Origin of the sequence: Micromonospora sp. CA-248089, assembly GCF_050948515.1 — a bacterium.
Lineage (GTDB): Bacteria > Actinomycetota > Actinomycetes > Mycobacteriales > Micromonosporaceae > Micromonospora.
The window spans coordinates 1,858,654-1,879,357 of sequence record NZ_CP192016.1; the positions used below are offsets into that span (position 1 = coordinate 1,858,654).

Genomic DNA, 20,704 nt, shown 5'->3' on the forward strand with positions numbered 1-20,704 from the left:
CGGTGTTTGACCGCCTGTCGTCTGCTCTGACACCCTGCCCGGGTGTCGATCTTTCAGGGTGAGTTGTTCGGGGACGACGCGGACAACATCGCAGTTCCTTTGACGCTTCGTGCCCATCGGACCCGGGTCCTGCCGGAACGCCCGTCGCCGAAGGGCAGGCCACGTCCCATGAGAGGTCCTGTCCGCAGTGGCACCGACGCACAGCCGCCTACCGAGGACGAGGATCCGGAGATCTGGGCCGTCCGGTCGGAGATCCTTACTCTCGATCCTTCCGGCGCGCGTATGGGCTATGCGATCCGGGAGGCGCTCGACCAGATCTACGACGGCCAGCGCACCGGGCGTTGGGACTACACCCAGCTCCACAAGACGGAGAAGACACACGTCGGCACGCTCGTCGAGATCTGGCTTCAGCGGGAGTTCAGATTCCACGACGGTGACGAGCTCGACTATCGGATCGCCGGTGTCGAGGTCGACTGCAAGTGGTCGCTGAACCTGTACGACTGGGAGATCCCACAGGAGATGTACAGTCGCGGGGACAAGATCGCCCTCGTGGTGTGGGCCAACGAGTACACCGCCCGCTGGGCCGCAGGGCTCATCCGTATCAACGAGGCGGTACTGCGGCGTCCAGGCAAGCAGCGCGACGGAAAGCGGCGGCTCAACGATCGCGGACGTGACCGCATCCTGTGGGTCTTCCCCGGAGCCGACCTGGTCAAGAATACTCTGCTACACATCAAGGACCCGAGGAAACTCGATCTCATCGCGTACGCCCCGAAGGGGCAGACGGCGGTCACGAACCTCTTCAGAGAGTTGACCGGCGAGCTGGTCAACCGAGCCACTGTGCTCACCGCCGCCCAGCAGGTCGACAGCGCGAAACGGGTACGCGACGCCCGTAAGCAGCTCCAGCCCAAAGGCATCGTGATCTTCGGCCACTACGCCCCTCACCCGCAGATGGCGGCGGACCTCGAACTCCCCGTACCCACGCTGGGCCGGTTCGTCAGCGTTCGCCTCCATCCTTGGAGGCCCGGCGACCCTGAGCCGTTCACCGAGATCGACGGCGCGCGCTGGCGTCGCGCTCGAGAAGCTGATCCCATCGTGCAGGCACCGACCCTGCCCAAACAAGGGGAAGAGTGACGCAGCTCGCCTACGTCGGATCCTGCTCGGCCGCCGCTGGACAGCTGACACGTGAAGACGTTGCCGGAAGCACGGCCAGGAACCTGAGCATGGCCGACACTGACACGCGCCAGCACCTGCCGCCAGCCAGTTCCAGGGCAGGGACGGTCCGCTCCGCCCCTGTCGCCACCCGGCCGTGTAGCGTGCCACCGTGCCAGCCAGCTTCGTGACGGATCTCTGTGGATACCGGCTCTCCAAGGACAAGCAGACAATCACCCCGAGACCGAACACCTCAGATTCGAGCGACAAGTTGTCCGTGCAGCTCGGCAGGAAGCTGTTCGACATCCTCGGCGTGTCCCCCGATCAGCGCGACCCCGGCAAGAGCGGCGAGGAGCTGGGCGCGAAGGTGATCGAGGACCTGTCATCGCGGTTCAGCGCGCAGTTGGCTGTCAGCAGCGGCTCGGCGACCGGATTCCGGCAGTTCGCTCACCTAAAGGCCTTCGCGGAGTTCAAGAGCGAGGTAGAAAAGTCACCCCACCTGCCCATCGATGAGATCATCCAACACGTCGAGACGCTGCCGAGAGGCCATGCTCGATCGGAGATCCTTCGGCGACTGCGGAAGCTGAGCGGCAAGCTGCAGCAGCGTGAGGCACTGACTCAGCGCCTGCTGACGAACGCCCCAGAGGAGTCGTTACTCGGTCTGGATGTAACGGTGGCGGACGCGACGCAGCCGCAGCCACGGGAGCTACGCATAGCGCTGTCACTCAAATGGTCCCTCCGAACCGACCGGGCTCAGGACTGCCTCTCTCAAGGGGCCAAGCTCGCCACCCTGCGACGAGGCAAGATGCCTCATTACGGCGTGGTTACCATGGAACCGCGGCCGTACATGCTTGCCATCCTCTGCGATGGGTCCGGGGCGGTGGACTTCGTCTACCACCTCAATCTCGCCGCGCTTCAGGGGGCGGTCGAACAGCTCGCGCGGGAGCGTGGCGGTTCGGACCGCTGGAAGGGCCCTCGCACTCTCGATCGCCTTGTCAGCCAGGGCCGCCTGCGGGACTACGACGAACTCCTTAAGGAAACGGCCTCGGTCGCGGCCCAGATACACATCGAGGGAGCCGCAGCCGCAAAGGACCCTGGAGCCATCCGACGCCACAGGCTTTGAGATCGCAAAAATGACTATGGCGCAAGTGCCAGCACGAGCAGGCCGGCCTGAGCTATCGTGAAGACCAGCTCAAACGCATCCAGTACCGGCCCGACCTGCTCGATCAGGTCGTTTGGCCATGTGGCTTCCTGAAGCCCAGGTGCGTTGTCGACCTGAGCTAAGGCCTCGTGTGCGGCTGGACTGCCGCTACCTCGGCATCTCGCATGAGCGCAGTCAGCAGGCAGACGAGCTCGACGGCGGCACATTGGCGCAGCGGCGCCGACGGCGGCTGCCCAGCGGATCGGTGTCCTGAAGGCATGGCCGACTCTTCACAGTGGTGAGCATCGATGGACATGATGAGGTGAGACGGTCTCTATCCACGACCGTTCCCCCGAGGAGGCCCCATGCGACTCACCCGACGACGCACCACAAGCTCACTAGCCCGGCGTGCCCTGACCGGCGCGGCAGCCGTAGTCATCGGCGGCGCTGGCCTGGTCGCCGTCGACACCTCGCCCGTCCTGGCAGCACCTCCCGGTATTCCGTCCAAGGCGAGCGCCCAGTCGCAGCTCAACGCCCTGACGGTCAAGAGCGAGGGGTCGACGAGTGGGTACTCCCGGGATCTGTTCCCGCACTGGATCACCATCAGCGGGGCCTGCAACACGCGCGAGACGGTCCTCAAGCGTGACGGCACGTCCGTGGTCACTGACAGCAGCTGCGCGGCGACCTCGGGCCGCTGGTACAGCCCGTACGACGGCGCGACCTGGTCCGCCGCCTCCGACGTCGACATCGACCACGTCGTGCCCCTGGCCGAGGCATGGCGTTCAGGCGCCAGCGGCTGGACCACCAGTCGGCGGCAGAGTTTCGCCAATGACCTGACCCGCCCGCAGTTGATCGCCGTGACCGACAACGTGAACCAGGCCAAGGGCGACCAGGACCCGTCGACGTGGCAGCCGCCGCTGTCGTCGTACCGGTGCACCTACAGCAAGATGTGGATCACCGTGAAGTACAACTGGGGGTTGAGCCTGCAGTCGTCGGAGAAGTCCGCGCTGCAGAGCATGCTGAACACCTGCAGCTCCTAGCCTTTCCGCACCCTTCCGGGGCTGACCGCACAAGCGCCGACGCACGGCAACCCCTGAGCCGCTCGTCATCCGCCCCATCCGCGCGCCTGCGGATGGCGGCGCCGACGCGCTGGAGGGCGGGTCGCCACACCGGACCCGCCCTCCAGCGCCGAGACGCAATCGGAAGGGGCGTAGGTGCCGCCGGCGGGGCGATCACCCGGGTGGGACGACGGCACCGTCACAGGCCCACAGGGTGCTGCCGTCGGGCCAGACAACCGCCGGCTCGTCGACGCCGTGCAGCAGGCCGTCGCCGGTGACTCGCAGAACGGTGGGGCGCTGCATCATCACGGCCACCCCGGATAGGGGGCACCACGGCCCGGCCGCAAGCGCCACGTCACGGCATCCCTCCCACCCTGGGGTGGGTGCCGTGCCGAGCACCTGCTGGTAGGTGTCGATCGCGGCGAGCACAAGCCAGTCGGGGTAGAGGTTCCAGGCCGGATCGAAGAACCAGTCGCGAGGATTCAGGCAGTAACGGATCACGGCGCGTCCCTCGTCGTTGCGCTTCACGATCGTTTGCTCGTCGCTCCAATACCAGGCGAATTGCATGATGTAGCCGTCGGCGAGGGTGCGGTCGACCGCCGCCCAGATCGGGCCCAGCACCTGCTCGTACACCTGCCGTACCGCCTGCAGTACTGGCGTGAGCGCGGACCGCTCGCCCTTGGTGACCGGGTTGCAGAGGTACCGGTGCTCCATCAGGTTGTAGCGGGCCTCGAAGCCGTCGTAGCGCTGCTCGCCGTAGTAGCCGTGCCATTCCATGAAGTCGTGGAAATCGCCGAAGGCGGTGAACTGGTCGTGGTCGCTGGTCTGCTCCCAGATCGGGGCTCGCGTTGCTGCCAGCGCGTTGTTGAGGGCGTCGCGGCGGACCGAGGCGACCAGCGACGGGTGCCCGTCGTCGAGGAGCTGCCGCACCTGCTGCAGGGCGGCCGGGGGAGAGGGGCACCACAGGAACCGCGACGGCTCGGGATGCCCGGCGCTGCGGTAGGCGAGGCGGACGGCTGCCTCCGCGCGCGCCTGGTCCGCGGGCTCGCAGGACAACGCCGCCTGCGTCCATCGGCTCGCCACGGCTTGTCCGTGCGCTGAGATCGGATTGGTGGAGTCATGCATGGTGTCCTCCTGACGAATGATCGATGGTGCGGCATGCCGTTGACGATGCCGCTGCAGGTCAAGTGGCCAGATGCCACCAGCGGGTGGCAGCCGATCGTCAGTCCCGGCGTTCACTGTTGTGGCCCTGCTGGGCACCGCGGCCGGTTGCGGTGAGTGATTCAGGGATGACGTGAATGAGATCTTCATGTTTGACTGACATCCATGCGATCGGGGCAGGTGCGGCTGGCGATCGACTACGGCAGCGCCGACACCACCGCCGTACTGGCATGGCCGGACGGCACCTGGACGCCGCTGCTCTTCGACGGCGAACCCGCCCTGCCCAGCGCCGTCCTCCTCAGCGAGGACGGCACCACCGTGATCGGCCACCACGCCTGGCGGGCCGCGCCGGTCACACCGCACCGGTTCATCCCGCACCCCCGCCAACCCTCCGAGCAGCGCCTCACCGTCGCCGACACCGACGTCGACCCGATCGATCTGGTCGCCGCGACCCTGCGCCATGTCGCCGAGCAAGCCCAACAGCTCGCCGGCACCGGCATCGACGACGTGCGGCTCGTCGTCCCGGCAGGCTGGGGCCCGCGACGACGCACCTGGATGCGCCACGCCGCGCACCGCGCCGGCCTCCCACCACCACAGTTGATCGACGCACCGATCGCCGTCGCCGGGCACCTGCTCGCCACCGGCCTGCAGCTGCCCGTCGGCGCCTACATCGCCGTCTGCGACGTCGGCGCCACCGCCGAAGTCAGCGTCCTGCGCCGCGGCCCCGCAGGCTTCGAAGTCCTCGCCACCCTCGCCGACCCGACCGCCGGCGGCACCGCCATCGACGACGCCCTCACCACCACACTCACCACCAACCCACCCGGCACCGGAGGGCAACGATGGGCCATGACGGCCAGCCTCCGCGCCGGCAAACACGCCCTGACCGACCATCCGGCCGTCACCGTGCCACTACCCGACGGGCCGGCCGTGGTACTCCACACCGGCCTGCTCGACCAAGCCGCCCAGCCCGTCCTGCACCGCATCGCCCACCTCACCACCGAAGCGATCACCGCCGCGGAACTCACACTCCGCGACCTCAGCGGCGTCTACTGCGTCGGCGGCACCGCCCGCCTACCCCTGCTGGCACAGACCCTCACCGACGCCGGTATCACCCCCACCCTCGTCGACCAGCCCACCCTGGCCGCCGCCCAAGGCGCCGCCGACGCAGGCGCCACCAACACCACCACCGAACCCACCACGACCGACGAGCCGATACCGCCGGTACGGCGCGCCGCCGCGATCGCCCTACCCGGCTTCGCCTCCCTCGCCCTGGTCTCCCAATTCCTGCTCACACCCCAGTGGCGCGGCTCCCTCATGTACCGCGAAGCGGTCCTCAACTGGGGCGAGCTGACAATGGCCGCCGTCTTCGCCGTCATCGCCTGCCTCAGCGCCGGCACCGTCCTCGCCTCCACCATCGCCAACCGCACCACTACCCCGACCAGCCCCGGCATCCATACCGGCACCGGCATCCTCGCCGCAGCCTCCCTCGGCGTCGCCGTCAGCGGCATGTACGCCGTCGTCGGCAGCCTCTACGTCGGCTACCCCGTCAACGGCTTCCTGCGCTGGACACTGCTACCCATCACCCCGACCATCACCGCCGCCGCCGTCATGGCCCTCATCGCCACCCGGCAATGGCGCACCCCCGCGGGCGGATGGTCGAAACTGCTCGCCTTCCCCACCGGATCCGTGCTCACCGCCGCTGCCGGGATGCTGCTCATCCAGTACAGCCTGACCGCCGACCGGTGGCCCCACCTGCTCCTCTGGATCGACCTCGCCGGCCGAGTGGGAGGCCTGCTACTGGGCATCGGCACCGTCATGGCCGTCGTGTCCCAGCCGATCCTGCGCCTGATCCTCAGCGCACCCCTCGCCGTCATCACCGCCGCCCTGGTCTCCTGGCCCGCCTCCGGCATCCTCGGCGCCATCTACGCCATCGCCGTGACCACCTGGTGGCTACGCCAGATGTGGACCCACCTCCTACGCCCCCACCACCCCCACCGGCCGCCGCAATGACCCCACCAACCGGTTACCACCCGACCCACGTGGGGGAGGAGCCGCGGTGAAAGGGGCCCGGCGACTCGCAGGCGCTGCCGCCGTCCTGGCCGTCCTGGCGATACCGCCGTGGCTGCTGGCCACCCTCACCCGAGCCCACCTGCCCGGCTGGCCGACCAGCGCGCAGCTACGCGACTGGCTCACTGACCCGCTGACCCCGGCAACCCTCACCACAGGGCTCATCGCCGTGGCCTGGCTGCTGTGGCTGGGCATGGCCTACACCGTCACCGTGACGGCCGCCCGCCGACTGCGCGCCGGCGCCCGATGGGTACGCCACCTGCCGCTACCCACCCCATGGCAGGCCGCCGCCACCAGCATCGCCGGCGCGGCCGCCCTCACCACCGCCCACACCCCCTCCACCCAGCCGCCGAACCCACCGACACCAGTCACCGCCGATGAACTCCAGCACCCCTCCGCTACGCCCCAGACCGAGCGCGGTGGGGTGGTCGTGCCCGGCGGCTGGCTACCCGACGACACCGCCCACCACATCGCCGCCGCAGCCGCCCTGGTGTGGCTACGCCGCCGTCGCGCCCACCAACCCGGCCAACCCGCCACCGACGCCACCCAGCTGACACCCCTACCCACCACAGTCACCGCCGTCCAAGCAGCCATCGCCGACCAACCACCGCCACCAGCAGCCACCACCACCGGCGCGATGCAGGCGCCGCTGCCCCCGGCCGGCATACGTCTCGCCGGTGACGGGGCCGACCACGCCGCCCGAGGTCTACTCATCACCCGGCTCCTCACCGCGCTGCGCGACCCCACCGACACGATCCCCGTGATCGTCACCAGCAACGTCCTCACCAGGCTCCTGCCCAGCGTCGCCGAGACCGCCGCCACCATCCCGGGCCTGCACGTCATCGACACCCTCGATGGGGCCGCCGCCCTGCTACCTGCGTCCAGCACGTCGGCCACAGTCGACAGCGGCATTCCCAGCCTCGTGTTGACTGCCGATCCTGCGACGGCGGCACCGCCGAACCTCCCGGGCGCCCGTCTCGTCACCTTCGACGCCGGAGCACCACTACCCACCTGGCGCGTCGACCGCCACGGCCACACCGTGGACCACCAGACCGGGCAATCCCGACCACGGATGTGTGTCCTCGACGGCACCGCCGCGACGGACCTGCTCGCCGTCCTAGCCCAACCCACCACCGCAGCACCCACCACCGCAGCACCCGACACCGCCGCATCCGAACCGGTACGGCCGATCAACCGGGCACAGGCAACGATCCCCCGCCAAGCCACCCGAGTCCCACCGCCCACACCGCGGCAGCCCAGCGAGGCCGCAGAGGCCGCGGTCCAGCTGCGCGTACTCGGTCGCCCGGCGTTGCTCATCGAGAGCAAAGCGGTCACCATTCGCCGCAGCGCCGCCCTGCAGATCCTCGTCTTCCTCGCCGTGCACCCCGACGGCGCCACCACCACGCAACTCGTACACGCACTCTGGCCCGGCCTACCCGCCCACACCGTCACCGGCCGTCTCTACACCACCCTCAGCGACCTACGCTCGACCATCCGCGCCACCAGCGCTGATCAAGTGGTTGTCCACACCGAGGATCGCTACCACCTCGACCCACGCACCGACGTGGACCTGTGGCGACTGCAAGCCGCTGCCCACCACAGCACCACCACCGACGCCCCCGGCAGCTGGCAGCCCGTGATCGACGCCTACACCGGTGACCTCGCCGCCGGCCACACCTGGCCATGGATCGACCCACCCCGTGAAGCCACACGCCGCCTTGTCCTCGACGCCCACACCACCGCCGCGGCAGCACAAACCGACCCGCACGAACGCCTGAGGCTCCTTCAAGCGGCGATCCGCATCGACCCCTACAACCAGCAGCTCCACCAGCTCGCCGCCGACCAACTGAACGCGGTCGGCGACTCCGCCGCAGCCGCCGATCTCCTCCACACACACCGGCAACGTCTGCGCCTCGCCGGCATCCTCGACCAACCCATGATCACTGCTCGCTAGTGCCTTGACCACGAAGGTTCGCGGTGTCAATGGGAAGGGCCAGTTGCACGGCGAGGACGGGCCTGCAGTCGTCTGGCTCGACTGCAGCCAGACGTGGGCCCGCGACGGCAAGGTGCTACCGCCACCGTGACCAGCGGTCACAGACGGGCGAGCCGCGCGCCCCGATATCTCGACTGACCGGGGACGTGCGGGGACAACGGGGCGGCCACGCTCGCGCACCGGGCCTGGCCGCCCGCGTCACGTCGCGCACAGCTGCTGGATCAGCCGCGGGCGTGGTCAGCAGGCGCAGGTGTTGAGCATATTCTGAAGGGCGGACTTCTCGGCCGACTGCAGGCTCAGCCCCCAGGTGTACCTCACCGTGATCCACATTTTGCTGTAGGTACACCGGTACGACGACGGCGGCGGTTGCCAGGTGGACGGGTCTTGTTCGCCTTGGTCTGGTTGACGTTGTCGGTGACACAGCGATTAACTGCGGGTGGGTGAGGTCGTTGGCGAAGCTCTGGCATCGGCTGGTGGTCCAGCTGCTGGCACCGGACCGCCACGCCTCGGCCAGGGGCACGACGTGGTCGATGCCGACGTCGGAGGCAGCCGTCCAGGTCGCCCCGTCGTACGGGCTGTACCAGCGGCCCGACACCGCGGGCCAGTGGCGGGCGCAGGAGGGTGGCACCGCCGCCGGCGTCCAGTCGAGACTGAGGCACGGTGGCTGACACGAATCTGATGGTGCGACAGGTTGGTATCTCCGGTCACGGAAGCACAGATTCATCCGTAGTGGAGGCGGAAAAGATCTCCATCGGCAGGTTGGTGTTACGTAACACTTCGCGTCGGCCTAGCGGTCACGCTTGTCACAAGCACCCAGTGCTTTGTTACTCGCCAGTCAGTCAGCCCGAAGCTTCCCCATAGACGCGGCATTCCTGCTGCTCACGAGCGAAGCATTTCCCCCATGTCAAGATTCTTTGGACAACCATACGTGATTGGTTCTCGTCTTCACGGAGATCAATTTGCGAATTAAGAGAAGGGGTGCCACAGTCACTTCGACGTGCTCGTGAAGGCTTTCACAAGCGGAGGCATCCATGCACCCTCGTCGACCATTCGCCGCCCTTGCACTGGGCGCGATAGCCGCCGCTTTCGTACCAGTCATGGCCGGGTCGGCCTCGGCACAGGCGGTCCCATACAACCTGTATCAGGTCATCAACCCTGAGGGCTCGGGCACGTACACCCGCGCGGAGCCGAACTTCTCCAGCGAGCAATTCGCCTTCCTGGCCAACCACAGCGAACTAGACGTGACCTGCGCAGGGCCGGGCGAGCAGGGGCGTACGAAGACGCTGCAGGGCGATCAGTACGACTGGAGCACCACGAACACGTGGATCCGCCTCAGCGACGGGTCCTGGGTATTCGACGGCCACACCAACGGCAACCCCGAGACTCTCCCCTCGTGCGAGGGCACCGTCGTAGCCTCAGCACCCACCTGCGATCCGGACAGCGAGTTCAACCGCTGCGAAACCTCCGATCCGGAGGTGACCCGCTGCGTCACCTCCGGCCTGGTGAAGCTGGGCAGCGCGCCAATCGGTGACCCTGATGGTGGCACTGTCCAACTGTGGTACTCCCGCGGCTGTAGAGCTGGCTGGATCCGAGCGGTGTGGCCCCAGCCCCCGGCCCACTTCGCCGACCGCTCCACCACCAGAGTTCTGCTCTCCGTGAGCCGAGACAATGACCTTCCAGTCGAGGCGCAGGGACGCCCGGGCAACTTGTTGTGGGGGCTGATGGCGCAGGCGAACCGTGGAGAGTGCATCTCCGGCCAGATCACCATCACTGGGCCCGACGGCGAGTTTACCTCGCCCCAGTTGCGCGACTGTTCGTGATCGAGATCGGCGGCGCTACAGCTGTCATTCCGACAAGCGTGAATCTTAATTGTCCGTGCATTCGCAGTAGTAGCGGCCGCGTGTCACACTCGGCCGAGGCTGGCGGCGGCTCTAGTGGAGGGCGTTGTGCGAAAGGTTCTCGGATCGCTTGTCGGAGCGGTGGTGCTGGCGGGGGTTATTGCCGTCTTCGCCTGGCACGACGGGGATCCTGACAAACCGGAAGCCAGCCCGTCAATTGATCAGATAGCGCCGGGGGAGCTGGCGAGCGTCAGTCACGTGCGGTCCGACAATCCGGATCCGAAGATTAATTTCCGGAGCACGCCGACCGAGGGTAGGTGGCGCGAAGACCAGAACGACAACCTGTTGTTCTCGCTCCCCGGCCCGATGCGAGTGACCGTCCGCTGCATCGCCGAGGACGCGAATGTCGACCGCCCGGACCGGGACTCGCGGAGCTGGTACTACGTCACCGCGGTTGAGGGGCCCTACCCGGGAGTCTCGGGGTTCGTCTTCGGGCTGCTGGTGCAGGAGCCAGGACGGGTGCCAGCATGCACAGAGGCTATCGTCGCCCAGTACCCGTTCAAGCCCGGCCGGGTGACCCTTGCGCAAGGTGACGCGGCCGCCCAAGGCGGCTACTACTACACGATCACGCTCCACGGCCTCGCCCCGAACCACACCTACCGGGTGGGCTGCTACGACGACGCCGATCCGGAGATCCCGCCCGAGCAGACCCCGCCGTTCCGGGAGTTCGACCTTCGCGCGGACCAGAATGGCAACGCCAGCAGCGACCGCAGCTGCCGCAGTGGGGAGGGCACCCGGTACTGGGTCGAGGTCGGCCCATACTCCTCGGAATTCGTAAGCTGGGTTAAGTCGCCGGCGAAGAGCAAGCCGAAGCCGCCGGCCCCGACTGCCGGAAGCGAAGAACCGACGAAGGCGCAGACTCCACCGACACAGCAGACCAAGACTCCGCCGCCGCCTTCTCGTACGATCGTGGTACAGAACCAGGTCACGAACGGCGCGACAGGTCTACGCGAGGACTCCACGCAGGCATACCTATCGACGCAGACCGCCCCGAAGTGCCGGCTCAACAGCTGCATGGTCCCGGACACATGGCTGAGCACCGGCGACAGCGTAACCACCACCTGCTGGACCAACGGCCAGGAGATGACGAACGGAATGCGCTACGACCCAATCGACGACGCCAACCCGGACTTGGTCACCTCGACCCTCTGGTATCGCGCCCGTACGGCCGACGGACGGATGGGCTGGATCTCCGAGGTTTACATCCGCCCTGAGGACCGCGGTGGTCTCGGCCTGCCGTCCTGCTGATTTAACAAGGGAGGAACACTTTGAGCGTGAGCGGATCGCAACAAGCTCAGTCCGGTTTTCGCTCGCTCTTCAATGGCCCGGTGACCATCGCCGCCGTCGCCATCCTCCAGTTCTTGTCGGCGGTGGCTCAGCTCGTCGGTGCGGTCGTGACGGGTGCGACGGCCGTGGTGTTGACCGGGACCATCGCGCTCGCCGTCGTCGCCGCGACGGTCGCTGCGGACCAACTTTTCCAGCGTGACAAGCTGGACCGCGTGACGGCCAAACGCCTCGTCGTAGGTCTGGTCGTGCTCGCCGCGGTGCTGCTGGCCGCAGCCATCGCATACCTAGCCACGCGGCCCGAGAGCCGGGTCATCGAGGTCCAGAACGAAGTCACCAACGGACCGACCGACATGCGCGAAGACGACGTACCCGCCTTCCTGTCGACCCGACCTCAGCCCGAGTGCCGCCCGAACGACTGCCGGATTGCCGGAACTGAACTGACTACCGGCATGCAGATCACCGCTAACTGCTACGTGCTCGGTCCCCAGATGACCAACGGCCAGGACCGCAGCGAGGCCGACGACCAGAACCCAAAGCTCTGGACATCCCGCCTCTGGTACAAGGCCCGCACGGCCAACGGCAAGGAGGGATACATCTCCGAGGTATACATCCGTCCCGAGGACCGCGGGGGACTCGGTCTGCTCCGCTGCTGAGCGGGACAGGCTTGGCCGCCGCCCGGTGGGGTCGTGACAGAGCCAGCCGACCATGCGCTCGGGCGGTCCCGCGGCGGGTGGACCATCGAGCTGCACCTGGGCTGCGAGCAGGGCGGCAAGCCGCTGTCGATGCTGCTGACCACTGGGCACCGCAGCGACAGTCCGCAGTTCGCCGCCGTGCTGGCCGGCATCCGCGTGCCCCGTCTCGGTGTCGGCCGTCCGCGTGCACACTCATCGGACAGGAGTGTGCGGTAACGGGCGAATCCTCGGCTCTATCGGTTGGGCGCGTCGCGTATGGGGCTGCCTGGCGGCGGGTCCCTCACATCGATGTCATGCTGCCACCCATGCAGGGCCGCGCCCCGGTACCACAGCGCCTGACAAGCTCGACGAGCTATCGCGTAGGTGCTGCAGCTGATGGGCCTAGGATCCCTCGTTGACCTGCCGTTGTGAGGTCGTGTAAGGCGCCGTGAGGTGCAGTGAGCGGCCAACCTGGACGCCGCACCGCGATGGGGTCGTAGCGTCACGGCATCGCCCCCAACCAGTAGTCCTGCTGGATGTGCGGCGAGCAGGAGGAGGGCAGGTGACATCCCCCGGAGCCCGCACCGCCGCAGCCACTACCAGCGTCCTGTCCACCGCCGCCATCATGGTCTTCACGGCGCTGCACAGCGGTTGGATGCCGCACCTGCCGGCACCGGCCACCATGCGGCAGTGGATAGCCGACCCGATGAGCAGCGGCGTCGTCGCCGTCCTCGCCGCAGCCGCGGCTGTGACGCTCTGGCTGCTGCTGGCCACGGCCGTCCTTACCCATGCGTGCGCGTCGCTGGCCCGCCGGCTGGGCCGCGCACCTGTTCTACGCCTTCCCGGTCCGGTCCAGGGCCTTACTGCGGCGCTGCTCGGCGCGACCGCCGTCACTACCGCTACGGGCGCTGTCGCACACGCCACTCCCGCGACCACCACGTCCGATGAACCAGCCGCGGCCGGACAGGTGACCGCCTCACCCGCCTCACACCGCCCGACTGCGAGCCATCAGCCGGCCGCGCCGCCGTCCACCTACACGGTGCGCCGTGGCGACAGCCTGTGCGGGATCGCTGCCCGCACCCTCGGCGACGCCGACCGGTGGCCGGAGATCTTCGTCCTCAACCGGGGCGCCCGTTTCCCTCACGTCGGCGGCGCCCTGCGTAACCCTGATCTCATCTACCCGGGCTGGGTTCTCCGCCTACCAGCCGACGCCAACCACAGAGGCGACCAGACTCAGCCGCGGCGCCACGATCAGCAGCCCCGTACCGAATCCGGACGCCCGGACGCCCCGGCGCCACCGACGAACCCTGACTCCTCGGGCGGAACACCGACATCCACGACCACCACCACGGCAGGCCCGACAGCACCTGCGACCCAACCACCCCCCACAGGCCCCGATGCCACCGCGAGCGCGCCGGGCACCGCCCGTGTGACTCCGCCATCCCGCGGCGCCTCGCAGCCGCCGGCAGGCGATCCGTTGCCCACACCTCACCGGTCTCCGGGCATCGAGGTGCCGGGCGGTAGCTGGGTGGATGTCGGCCTGGCTGCGGCGATCGCCGCAGCCGCCGCGCTGGTCTGGGCGCACCGGCGTCGCCGCTACACCCCGCGCCCACCCTCGACCGCTACCCACCTCGAGGGCCCCGACACGACCCCGATGCCGACCGTGGTCACGCAGATCCGCCGCCGGCGGCGCTGGGCCGCACCACGCACCGCCACACCCGCCACCACCAGCCACCAACGGCACGACCTCCACTCGTCCCCAGACCCCATCGGCGGGCACACCGGCCCGGACGCGGCCCTCGACGGCGAAGACCACACCGACGGCAACCCGACACATGTGCCGCGCCCGGCGGTGCCGTCCCTGGCGCACCCGCTGGCCGAGACCTGGCCGTCCGCAGGCCTCGGGCTCACCGGTCCCGGCGCTGACGCCGCTGCCCGCGGCTTCCTGACCGCCGCGCTCGCCGCCGGCGGCCTCGACGCCCCACACGAACGGACCCAGGTGGTGATGCCAGCGGCAACCGCGACGACCCTCCTCGACACGGACACCGCGACCCTGCCCCACACCCCGCGCCTGACGGTCACCACCAGCGCCGAGGAGGCACTTGACCTCATCGAAGCGCAGATCCTGCACCGCAGCCGCGTCGTCGACACCCGCGGCGCTGACACGGTGGCCGACCTGCGGACGCTCGATCCCGCGGGGGAGCCGCTGCCGCCTGTGCTGCTGCTGACCCACGCCACCGCAGCCCGGCAGGACACCCGCATCGCCGCGCTGCTCACCCAAGGCACACGCCTGGACATCCACGGGGTGCTGCTCGGCGCATGGCCCGACGGTGACACCGTCGCCGTCGCCGCTGACGGCACCACAGCCCTCGCCGACGGCCCTGCCGACCGGAACGATCGCCCCGCCCCAGTGGAGCGTCTGGCCGTGCTCACCTCGGCCGACACCCTCGCCCTGCTCCGCGTGCTCGCCGAGTCACATACCGGCCAACCACCGGCACCCATCGACGCCGCGCCCCCGTCAGACGACCGGCAACCGGCCACCGCGAACTCGGCCGAGGTCGGCCGAGGCACCCTGACCGAGACGCCGGGACCAGCGGAAATGTCCCTCCCGACGACTGCCAGCACGTCACCCGGCCCCGTCGAGGCCACCGGCCACAACCCCGTTGCCGCCCATCCCCACGCATCGGCCGGGTCGACCGACACCATCGACACCCGGCCCCATCCGATCGCCGCTACGCGCGCCGTTGCCGACGCCGGTGGTCACGACACCCCACTCTCCGCCGGACCGGAAACGGTGCCTTCCGCCGTGAACGGCGAGCAGCAGCAGCCGAGCCGCGTGCAGGTATCGGTGCTCGGCCCGCCCAGCATCACCGACGCCGCGTCCCAGCCGCCGCTGCGCGCCAAGGCCCTCGAGGTGCTCGTGTACCTGGCGGTCCACGACGGGGAAGCGACCGTGGACGCCATTCTGGATGACCTGCTGCCCGATGCCCCGACCAGCAAGGCACCGGGGCGGCTGTACACCTACGTGTCGAACCTCCGCGCCGTCCTGCGGCACACGGCAGGCCCTGGCGACTACCTCACCCATCCTCAGAACCGCTACACGCTTAACCCCGCCCTCGTTGACGTCGACCTGTGGCGGATGCGCGCGGCGATCCGCGACGCCGAACGCGCCACCGACCCGCAAGCGCGGGTCGCCGCGTTACGGCGCGCCGTCGACATCTACCGCGGGTACCTCGCCGACGGCGTCGACTACGAGTGGATCGAGCCCTACCGCGAGGCCGTCCGGCAGCAAGCCCTCGACACCTACCTCGCGCTCGCCGACGCCCTCGCCGACCGTCCCGCCCACCAGTTGACTGTGCTCGACGAGGCGATCCGCCACAGCCCCTACGCCGAGGAGCTCTACCAGCACGCCATGCGCGCCCGCGCCGCCCTCGGCCAGACAGACGCGATCCGCTCCCTGCGCCGAGCACTGACGCGGGCTCTCGCAGAGATCGACGCCGAACCACACGAAGACACCCTCGCTCTCGCCAACGAGCTCATCGCCGCCCAGCAGCGCCCCCGCCCCCGACCGCAGGCGCAGCCTCACTCCCGCGACGAGGACGGAGCGACTGCATGACCGGCATCTCCACCTCGCCGTCCTCGCACCTTGAACCTCCGAACGCGGCCAGCCGGGACCAGCTGGTCGGTCTACGGCCGCTGCGGTGGGCGGTGCGTGCCGTGCTCACCCTCGGCGTCGCCGCGTCGATCGCGGCGAACGTGCTGCACGCCCGACCGAACCTCATCAGCCAGCTGATCGCCGCCTGGCCGCCGCTGGCGCTGCTGCTCACTGTGGAACTGATCTCCAGGGTGCCCAGCCACCGCAGGTCCCTGGCCGCCCTGCGGCTGCTGGCCACCGCCGCGATCGCCGGCATCGCCGGCTGGGTCAGCTACTGGCACATGGTCGGTGTCGCTGCCCGCTACGGCGAAATCGACGCCGGCGCGTCCTACCTGCTGCCGATCTCCGTGGACGGCCTTGTCGTCGTGGCCAGCATCAGCCTCGTGGAGATCACCGGAAGGATCCGCGCCGGCACCGGCCGGCCCACGCCCACGCAGCAACCAGCGGCCCCTCAGGAGCGGCTAGGACACCACGCCATGAGGGCCGGCGCCGACCGGACCACCAGGCGGCGAATGCCCCGCCTCGCCGAAACGGTCACCGAGACCAAACCAATGGCCACCTCTGCGTCGCCGGGCGCCGTGTCTACCCCGGTTCCATCACGAGGACAGGCCGCGAGCACGCAAGGCGACGGGTCACCAGACCGCCCGGCTCAGCCCTACCGCGACGACGTCCGTGGCGATTCCGAGCCGTCCCGTCCTGCTGGCGATCGCGCCGGCGGGACGCCAACCCACGACGCGAAGACCCCAGCAACGATCCCCTCCGACCACGGAAACGCCGCCCAGGTCGCCGCGGCCACTCCGGCGGCCGTCGCGTACTGGTACCAGCGGGACCCGTCGATGCATCCCGCCCAGATCGCCGAGCGGATCGGCAGATCCGAGCGCACCGTGCGCCGGTACTGGCCGCCGGCCAAACTGCAGCGGGCCAACGCCCAGCACGACGGCCCGCAACCGACCGTCCCCGGGCCTCCTAACCCTGACCCGCCTTCGATCTTGTAGAGACTCTTGGTGTCTGTCCCCTCCTTGAGGAGGTGCCGACGGGCCTGTAGAAGGTGTGCGCAGTGAGCCCAGGCCAAATCCTGTCGATCTTGTCATGGGGAGTCAGGCAGGTTCTGGTGGTGCGGGCGCGGTGGGGACTTGCTTAGATCACCGGCATGACGGACTGGTCCCAGCTCAGGCATGCCTACGGCGTGGCAGATGACGTCCCGGGTCTGTTGGCGAGGGCTGAACCGGACCCGCGCAGCCCGGTCTGGGGCGAACTGTGGTCCCGGCTGTGCCATCAGGGCACGGTGTACCCGGCAAGCTTCCCGGCATTGTCAGTCCTGACGGAGATCGCGGGCCGCTGGTCGCCCGCGCAGCGGACGATGCCGCTGGCGCTGGCGGCTGACATCGTGTCCAGCGTGGATCAGCCCTACGGGGATCTCGACCCGCACGTTACTTATCCGTACGAAATCGCTCGACTGAGAGCGCTGACCGAGGAAGCGCTCCGAAGTGCCGGTCCCGATGACGACCCCAGCACCTACGTCTATATGTTGCAGGCGCTGCTAGCGTTCGAGGGTGTCGAGGTCTGGGGCAGACACCTCGACGGGCTCAACAACGAGGAATACGAGGTGGCGTGCCCGCAATGCGATGAAGAGATCTTCGTCGCGTTCGGCCAGTACGGAACGTTTACCACGCTGGACAGCATGTACATGAACGACTCCGGCTCCAAGCGGCTGCCACTGCTGCCCGCTGACCCTGCTGACTTGACGGGTGTCGGAAAACGCCTGCACGCTCGCGCGATCGCCGACCACCACCCTGACATCGCCGAGAAGCTGACCTACGTGTTTGGCCGAGCGGACTGTCCGGCCTGCGGCGAGCGCTTCGGCGTTGAAGAGGCCATTACCGCCAGATGGTCCGGCTAGATTCTGTCGATCACCGTAGCCACATGATGGCGGCGATGAGAACCTGACAGGCGCGGTAGATGCTGGCGCGCTAGGCATAGCGGGTGTCCAGGTCACCCCAGGGTTCGGCTACGGCACCCTCTCCTACGCCTACGCGGTTCTCACCACGTACCTGGACCGGCTGTTTCTGTCGCAGGCGGAGACCGAGCGCCGCCGATGCCCGAAACGACGGGCATCTACAGACGAAGCCGCCCAGCGGGTGCACGACGAGCTCGCCGATCACGCGCTGGGCCGCAGAGACTCAAATGGTTGGCTGACCACGACGGCGGCGCCGATCGCGGACGACGGCGGTCGGGTGTCCGGCTACAGCCGGCCGATCAGCGGCTGTGTCCGCGGGGCGAAGCGGTACCCGTCGTCCCAGGGGAATCGGCCCTGCTGGTCCGGCCACACCATCTGCTGGAGGCGGACCTGGTCGCGGCCGTAGCGGCTGATCGCCAACCCGGGCAACAGTTCATCCGTCGGCGGCCCGTCGATGATGATCGCGTCGTAGCCGGCGATGACGTCGCTGAGGCGTTGTCCGTGAGTGAACCGTTCGGCGGTGTCGTAGACCCGGCGAGCCAGGTCGTTGAGCAGACTGTGGGCGACCTCGGGTGGCAGCCCGGCGGTGATCAGTTCGGGGTGGCCGTGGGCGGTGAGCCCGACGGTGTAGGCGAATGGGGCGGTGGGGACGGTGCCGTCGTCGGTGGGCAGGACGTACGTGACGGCCCACCCGATGGTGTCGATGATCCGCTCTTGACGCCGGAGGAGCTCGTCGATGTCACGCATTGTCGGTGTCTCCTGGGAATTCGGCGCTGGGGGGCGGGGTCCGTGTCTGGGTGGGGTGGCTCGACGTCGACGAAGCCCCAGAGGTGTTCCATGACCTGGAGTTGCCAGGTGCGGTAGCGGTCGGCGAAGCCGCGGCAGAGCGCGGGCGGGACCGGGCTGCCGGCGTAGGGCAGCGTCGAGTGGCAGATGATGTATCCCGCGTCGCCGCGCGCCTGGCTGACCATCTGCTGGAGCCGGCCGGGGGTGAGGTGCATCGGGTTGCCGGGCTTGAAGATGCAGGTGGCGCACTCGCGGGCGAGCCGGCGGGTCTTGCGCAGTTCCGGGTCGCCGACGCTGAGTCGGGGTGGCCGGTCGACGTCCGGTTCGTCGGCGTCGTCGAACGTGTTGTTCATCGTCAGCTCCTTGTCGTTGCGGCACGGGCCCGCTTGGCGCGGGATGCGGGACCCGTGAGTCCGGGTGATCGGAGTTCCGTGGTGCTGGTGCGGCGTGGTTTTGAGCCGGCGCAGCCAGGTCAGCACCGTGTCGATGTCCGCGCGGCGCAGCCCGTCGTACGGGTCGACCGGGTGAAGCAGGGTGGGTGCGCCGTCGGCGGTGCGCTGGTCGGCGGTGGTGGGGTCCTTGCCGCCGAACTCGTCGTCGAGGACGGCGAGTGGCCGCCGCGCGACCCAGCCGTACAGGGGGCTGAGTTTGTTCTGGTGGCCGAAGCGGACCCCGCCGGCGTGAACGGGGACGTGCGGCCAGGTGGTCGGCAGGCCCAGCCGTGGCGCGATCCATGCGGCGGCGAGGTGGTTCCAGCTGGTGCACCACACCGGTTGAGCGTGCTCGGCGAGTTCCCGCAGCCAGGGCCCGTGGTCGGGGTTCAGCCAGACGGTGCCGGTGACGTGCCGGCCGTCGGGGGCGGGCCCGTCGTAGCGGTGCGGCCGGTAGCCGAGTGTCTCGGCGCGGCCGGGGTCGGCGGGGTTGAGGACGCCGTCGACGTCGATGGCCACGACAGGGGATGAGGCGGGCTGTGCCGGTAGTCGGGTGGTGGTCACGGCTGGGCCTGCTCGCTGAGGATCGGGTGCAGGGGCACGGTGAGCCGGTCGGCGGTGCGGCCGGGCCGGTCGGCGGGTTGCCACGTGTCGGCGGCGGCGTGGGTGGGGAACGGGCCGACGGCGGCGAGCCTGCCGTCGGTGCGGTCGAGCAGCACGAGAACGGCAGTGCGGGCGTCGTCGAGCGCCGGCCGCAGAACGTGGGCGAGGTCGGCCGGGAGGTCGACCCACCCGGTGGCGGGGAGATCCGTGACGGCGGGGTCGTGCAGCGGCACGGGCCTGGTCACGGCGAGCGTGGTGCTGTCGAGCGCGAGCGTGGCGGCGTGGGAGTGGGCTGCGTCGGCGCCGCTGGTGGGGCCGTGAGCGTCGAGATCGCCGCTCGCGTGGACGGCGAGCAGCGCGTGCGGGTCGCGGATCTCCAGGGAGTCGAGGACGGCGAGGGTGACGGTGTCGCCGGTGCGCATGTCGCGCAGGGTGAGGAGGACCGGCCGTCCGTCCGGGTCCCGGTTCCAGGTGATGGCGTCGAAGTGTTCGCTGGTGACGTCGTGCAGGCGCCGCCAGGCGCGGTTGTCGGTGTCGAAGGGGTGTTCGTCGTCGGTGCCGTAACGCATGAGGAACTCCTTGTCGGGCAGCGTCGTAGCCGCGCCCCGGGATCTGGATCGGTCGGGGCGCGATGCATGCACGCTTCGATGGCGCGGGATGGTCAAGTCGCCGGGGTCGGCAGCGATGCCGTTCGGCATGGGCCCTCCGCGAGATGGGAGTAGGGCCGCCTGGCAGCCCCGCGTTCCAGGCCCGGTATGTCGCGGGGTCGCGGTGCGCGGCGCCGCCCGGGCAGCGGCCAGGCAGCGCCGCGGCGCGGGGTGGGACTGGTCGGCTGCCGGCTCGGGGC

At 69.2% G+C, this 20,704-nt stretch carries 15 protein-coding genes and 2 pseudogenes; 12 read left to right on the forward strand and 5 right to left on the reverse strand.

What is annotated here, in order from left to right; all coding sequences use genetic code 11:
• Positions 1-42 precede the first annotated feature (42 nt).
• The 3 genes from ACQP26_RS09025 (at position 43) to ACQP26_RS09035 (ending at position 3,330) form a co-directional block, all read left to right on the forward strand.
• Positions 43-1,131 (forward strand): NaeI family type II restriction endonuclease, encoded by a 1,089-nt coding sequence (locus tag ACQP26_RS09025; protein WP_356981681.1) that lies wholly within the window; start codon positions 43-45, stop codon positions 1,129-1,131.
• A gap of 190 nt (positions 1,132-1,321) precedes the next feature.
• On the forward strand, positions 1,322-2,272 hold the full coding sequence (locus ACQP26_RS09030) for an NgoMIV family type II restriction endonuclease (protein WP_356981680.1): 951 nt from the start codon (positions 1,322-1,324) through the stop codon (positions 2,270-2,272).
• A gap of 383 nt (positions 2,273-2,655) precedes the next feature.
• Positions 2,656-3,330 carry an HNH endonuclease family protein gene (locus tag ACQP26_RS09035; RefSeq protein ID WP_433495414.1) on the forward strand — a complete coding sequence of 225 codons (675 nt, stop codon included), beginning with the start codon at positions 2,656-2,658 and terminating at the stop codon, positions 3,328-3,330.
• A gap of 192 nt (positions 3,331-3,522) precedes the next feature.
• Here ACQP26_RS09035 and ACQP26_RS09040 read toward each other — a convergent pair whose 3' ends face one another.
• Positions 3,523-4,659 (reverse strand): DUF6745 domain-containing protein, encoded by a 1,137-nt coding sequence (locus ACQP26_RS09040; RefSeq protein WP_433495415.1) that lies wholly within the window; start codon positions 4,657-4,659, stop codon positions 3,523-3,525.
• 15 nt (positions 4,660-4,674) lie between these two features.
• Between ACQP26_RS09040 and ACQP26_RS09045 the strand changes: the two genes are divergently transcribed.
• Positions 4,675-6,519: an Hsp70 family protein gene (locus ACQP26_RS09045; RefSeq protein ID WP_433495416.1), complete on the forward strand. Its 1,845-nt coding sequence runs from the start codon at positions 4,675-4,677 to the stop codon at positions 6,517-6,519.
• A 46-nt stretch (positions 6,520-6,565) separates the two neighbouring features.
• On the forward strand, positions 6,566-8,530 hold the full coding sequence (locus tag ACQP26_RS09050; RefSeq protein ID WP_433495417.1) for a hypothetical protein: 1,965 nt from the start codon (positions 6,566-6,568) through the stop codon (positions 8,528-8,530).
• Positions 8,531-8,806: 276 nt separating this feature from the next.
• Here ACQP26_RS09050 and ACQP26_RS09055 read toward each other — a convergent pair.
• Positions 8,807-9,167, reverse strand: a pseudogene (locus ACQP26_RS09055) (GmrSD restriction endonuclease domain-containing protein); the annotation flags it as partial.
• Positions 9,168-9,666: 499 nt separating this feature from the next.
• Here ACQP26_RS09055 and ACQP26_RS09060 point away from each other — a divergent pair.
• The 7 genes and pseudogenes from ACQP26_RS09060 to ACQP26_RS09090 all read left to right on the forward strand — a co-directional run bounded on the left by ACQP26_RS09060 (position 9,667) and on the right by ACQP26_RS09090 (position 17,980).
• Positions 9,667-10,389 carry a hypothetical protein gene (locus ACQP26_RS09060; protein WP_356981674.1) on the forward strand — a complete coding sequence of 241 codons (723 nt, stop codon included), beginning with the start codon at positions 9,667-9,669 and terminating at the stop codon, positions 10,387-10,389.
• Between the two features lie 126 nt (positions 10,390-10,515).
• Positions 10,516-11,715 (forward strand): hypothetical protein, encoded by a 1,200-nt coding sequence (locus ACQP26_RS09065; RefSeq protein ID WP_356981673.1) that lies wholly within the window; start codon positions 10,516-10,518, stop codon positions 11,713-11,715.
• Positions 11,716-11,741: 26 nt separating this feature from the next.
• Complete coding sequence (locus ACQP26_RS09070; protein ID WP_356981672.1) at positions 11,742-12,407, forward strand: hypothetical protein; 666 nt, start codon at positions 11,742-11,744, stop codon at positions 12,405-12,407.
• Positions 12,408-12,425: 18 nt separating this feature from the next.
• Positions 12,426-12,632: pseudogene (locus ACQP26_RS09075) on the forward strand (IS5 family transposase); the annotation flags it as partial.
• A gap of 355 nt (positions 12,633-12,987) precedes the next feature.
• Complete coding sequence (locus ACQP26_RS09080; protein WP_433495418.1) at positions 12,988-16,041, forward strand: BTAD domain-containing putative transcriptional regulator; 3,054 nt, start codon at positions 12,988-12,990, stop codon at positions 16,039-16,041.
• Complete coding sequence (locus ACQP26_RS09085) at positions 16,038-17,075, forward strand: DUF2637 domain-containing protein (RefSeq protein ID WP_433495419.1); 1,038 nt, start codon at positions 16,038-16,040, stop codon at positions 17,073-17,075. Before ACQP26_RS09080 ends, ACQP26_RS09085 begins: the two co-directional genes overlap by 4 nt.
• Before the next feature lie 155 nt (positions 17,076-17,230).
• A complete protein-coding gene (locus ACQP26_RS09090) occupies positions 17,231-17,980 on the forward strand; it encodes a hypothetical protein (RefSeq protein ID WP_433495420.1) in 750 nt (249 codons plus the stop codon).
• Between the two features lie 342 nt (positions 17,981-18,322).
• On the opposite strand, the gene ACQP26_RS09095 is transcribed toward ACQP26_RS09090, so the two are convergent.
• The 3 genes from ACQP26_RS09095 to ACQP26_RS09105 are packed head-to-tail and all read right to left on the reverse strand — an operon-like array spanning position 18,323 to position 20,426.
• A complete protein-coding gene (locus ACQP26_RS09095; RefSeq protein WP_433496112.1) occupies positions 18,323-18,745 on the reverse strand; it encodes a DUF4262 domain-containing protein in 423 nt (140 codons plus the stop codon).
• Positions 18,628-19,773 (reverse strand): hypothetical protein, encoded by a 1,146-nt coding sequence (locus ACQP26_RS09100; RefSeq protein WP_433495421.1) that lies wholly within the window; start codon positions 19,771-19,773, stop codon positions 18,628-18,630. Before ACQP26_RS09100 ends, ACQP26_RS09095 begins: the two co-directional genes overlap by 118 nt.
• Before the next feature lie 41 nt (positions 19,774-19,814).
• Positions 19,815-20,426 carry a hypothetical protein gene (locus ACQP26_RS09105; RefSeq protein WP_433495422.1) on the reverse strand — a complete coding sequence of 204 codons (612 nt, stop codon included), beginning with the start codon at positions 20,424-20,426 and terminating at the stop codon, positions 19,815-19,817.
• Positions 20,427-20,704: the final 278 nt, after the last annotated feature.

Coding starts and splice junctions, on each gene's coding strand:
- ACQP26_RS09045 (WP_433495416.1), top strand. CDS start 4,675: ATGCGATCGGGGCAGGTGCGGCTGGCGATCGACTACGGCAGCGCCGAC.
- ACQP26_RS09035 (WP_433495414.1), top strand. CDS start 2,656: ATGCGACTCACCCGACGACGCACCACAAGCTCACTAGCCCGGCGTGCC.
- ACQP26_RS09040 (WP_433495415.1), bottom strand. CDS start 4,659: ATGAAGATCTCATTCACGTCATCCCTGAATCACTCACCGCAACCGGCC.
- ACQP26_RS09105 (WP_433495422.1), bottom strand. CDS start 20,426: ATGCGTTACGGCACCGACGACGAACACCCCTTCGACACCGACAACCGC.
- ACQP26_RS09060 (WP_356981674.1), top strand. CDS start 9,667: ATGGCCGGGTCGGCCTCGGCACAGGCGGTCCCATACAACCTGTATCAG.
- ACQP26_RS09090 (WP_433495420.1), top strand. CDS start 17,231: ATGACGGACTGGTCCCAGCTCAGGCATGCCTACGGCGTGGCAGATGAC.
- ACQP26_RS09085 (WP_433495419.1), top strand. CDS start 16,038: ATGACCGGCATCTCCACCTCGCCGTCCTCGCACCTTGAACCTCCGAAC.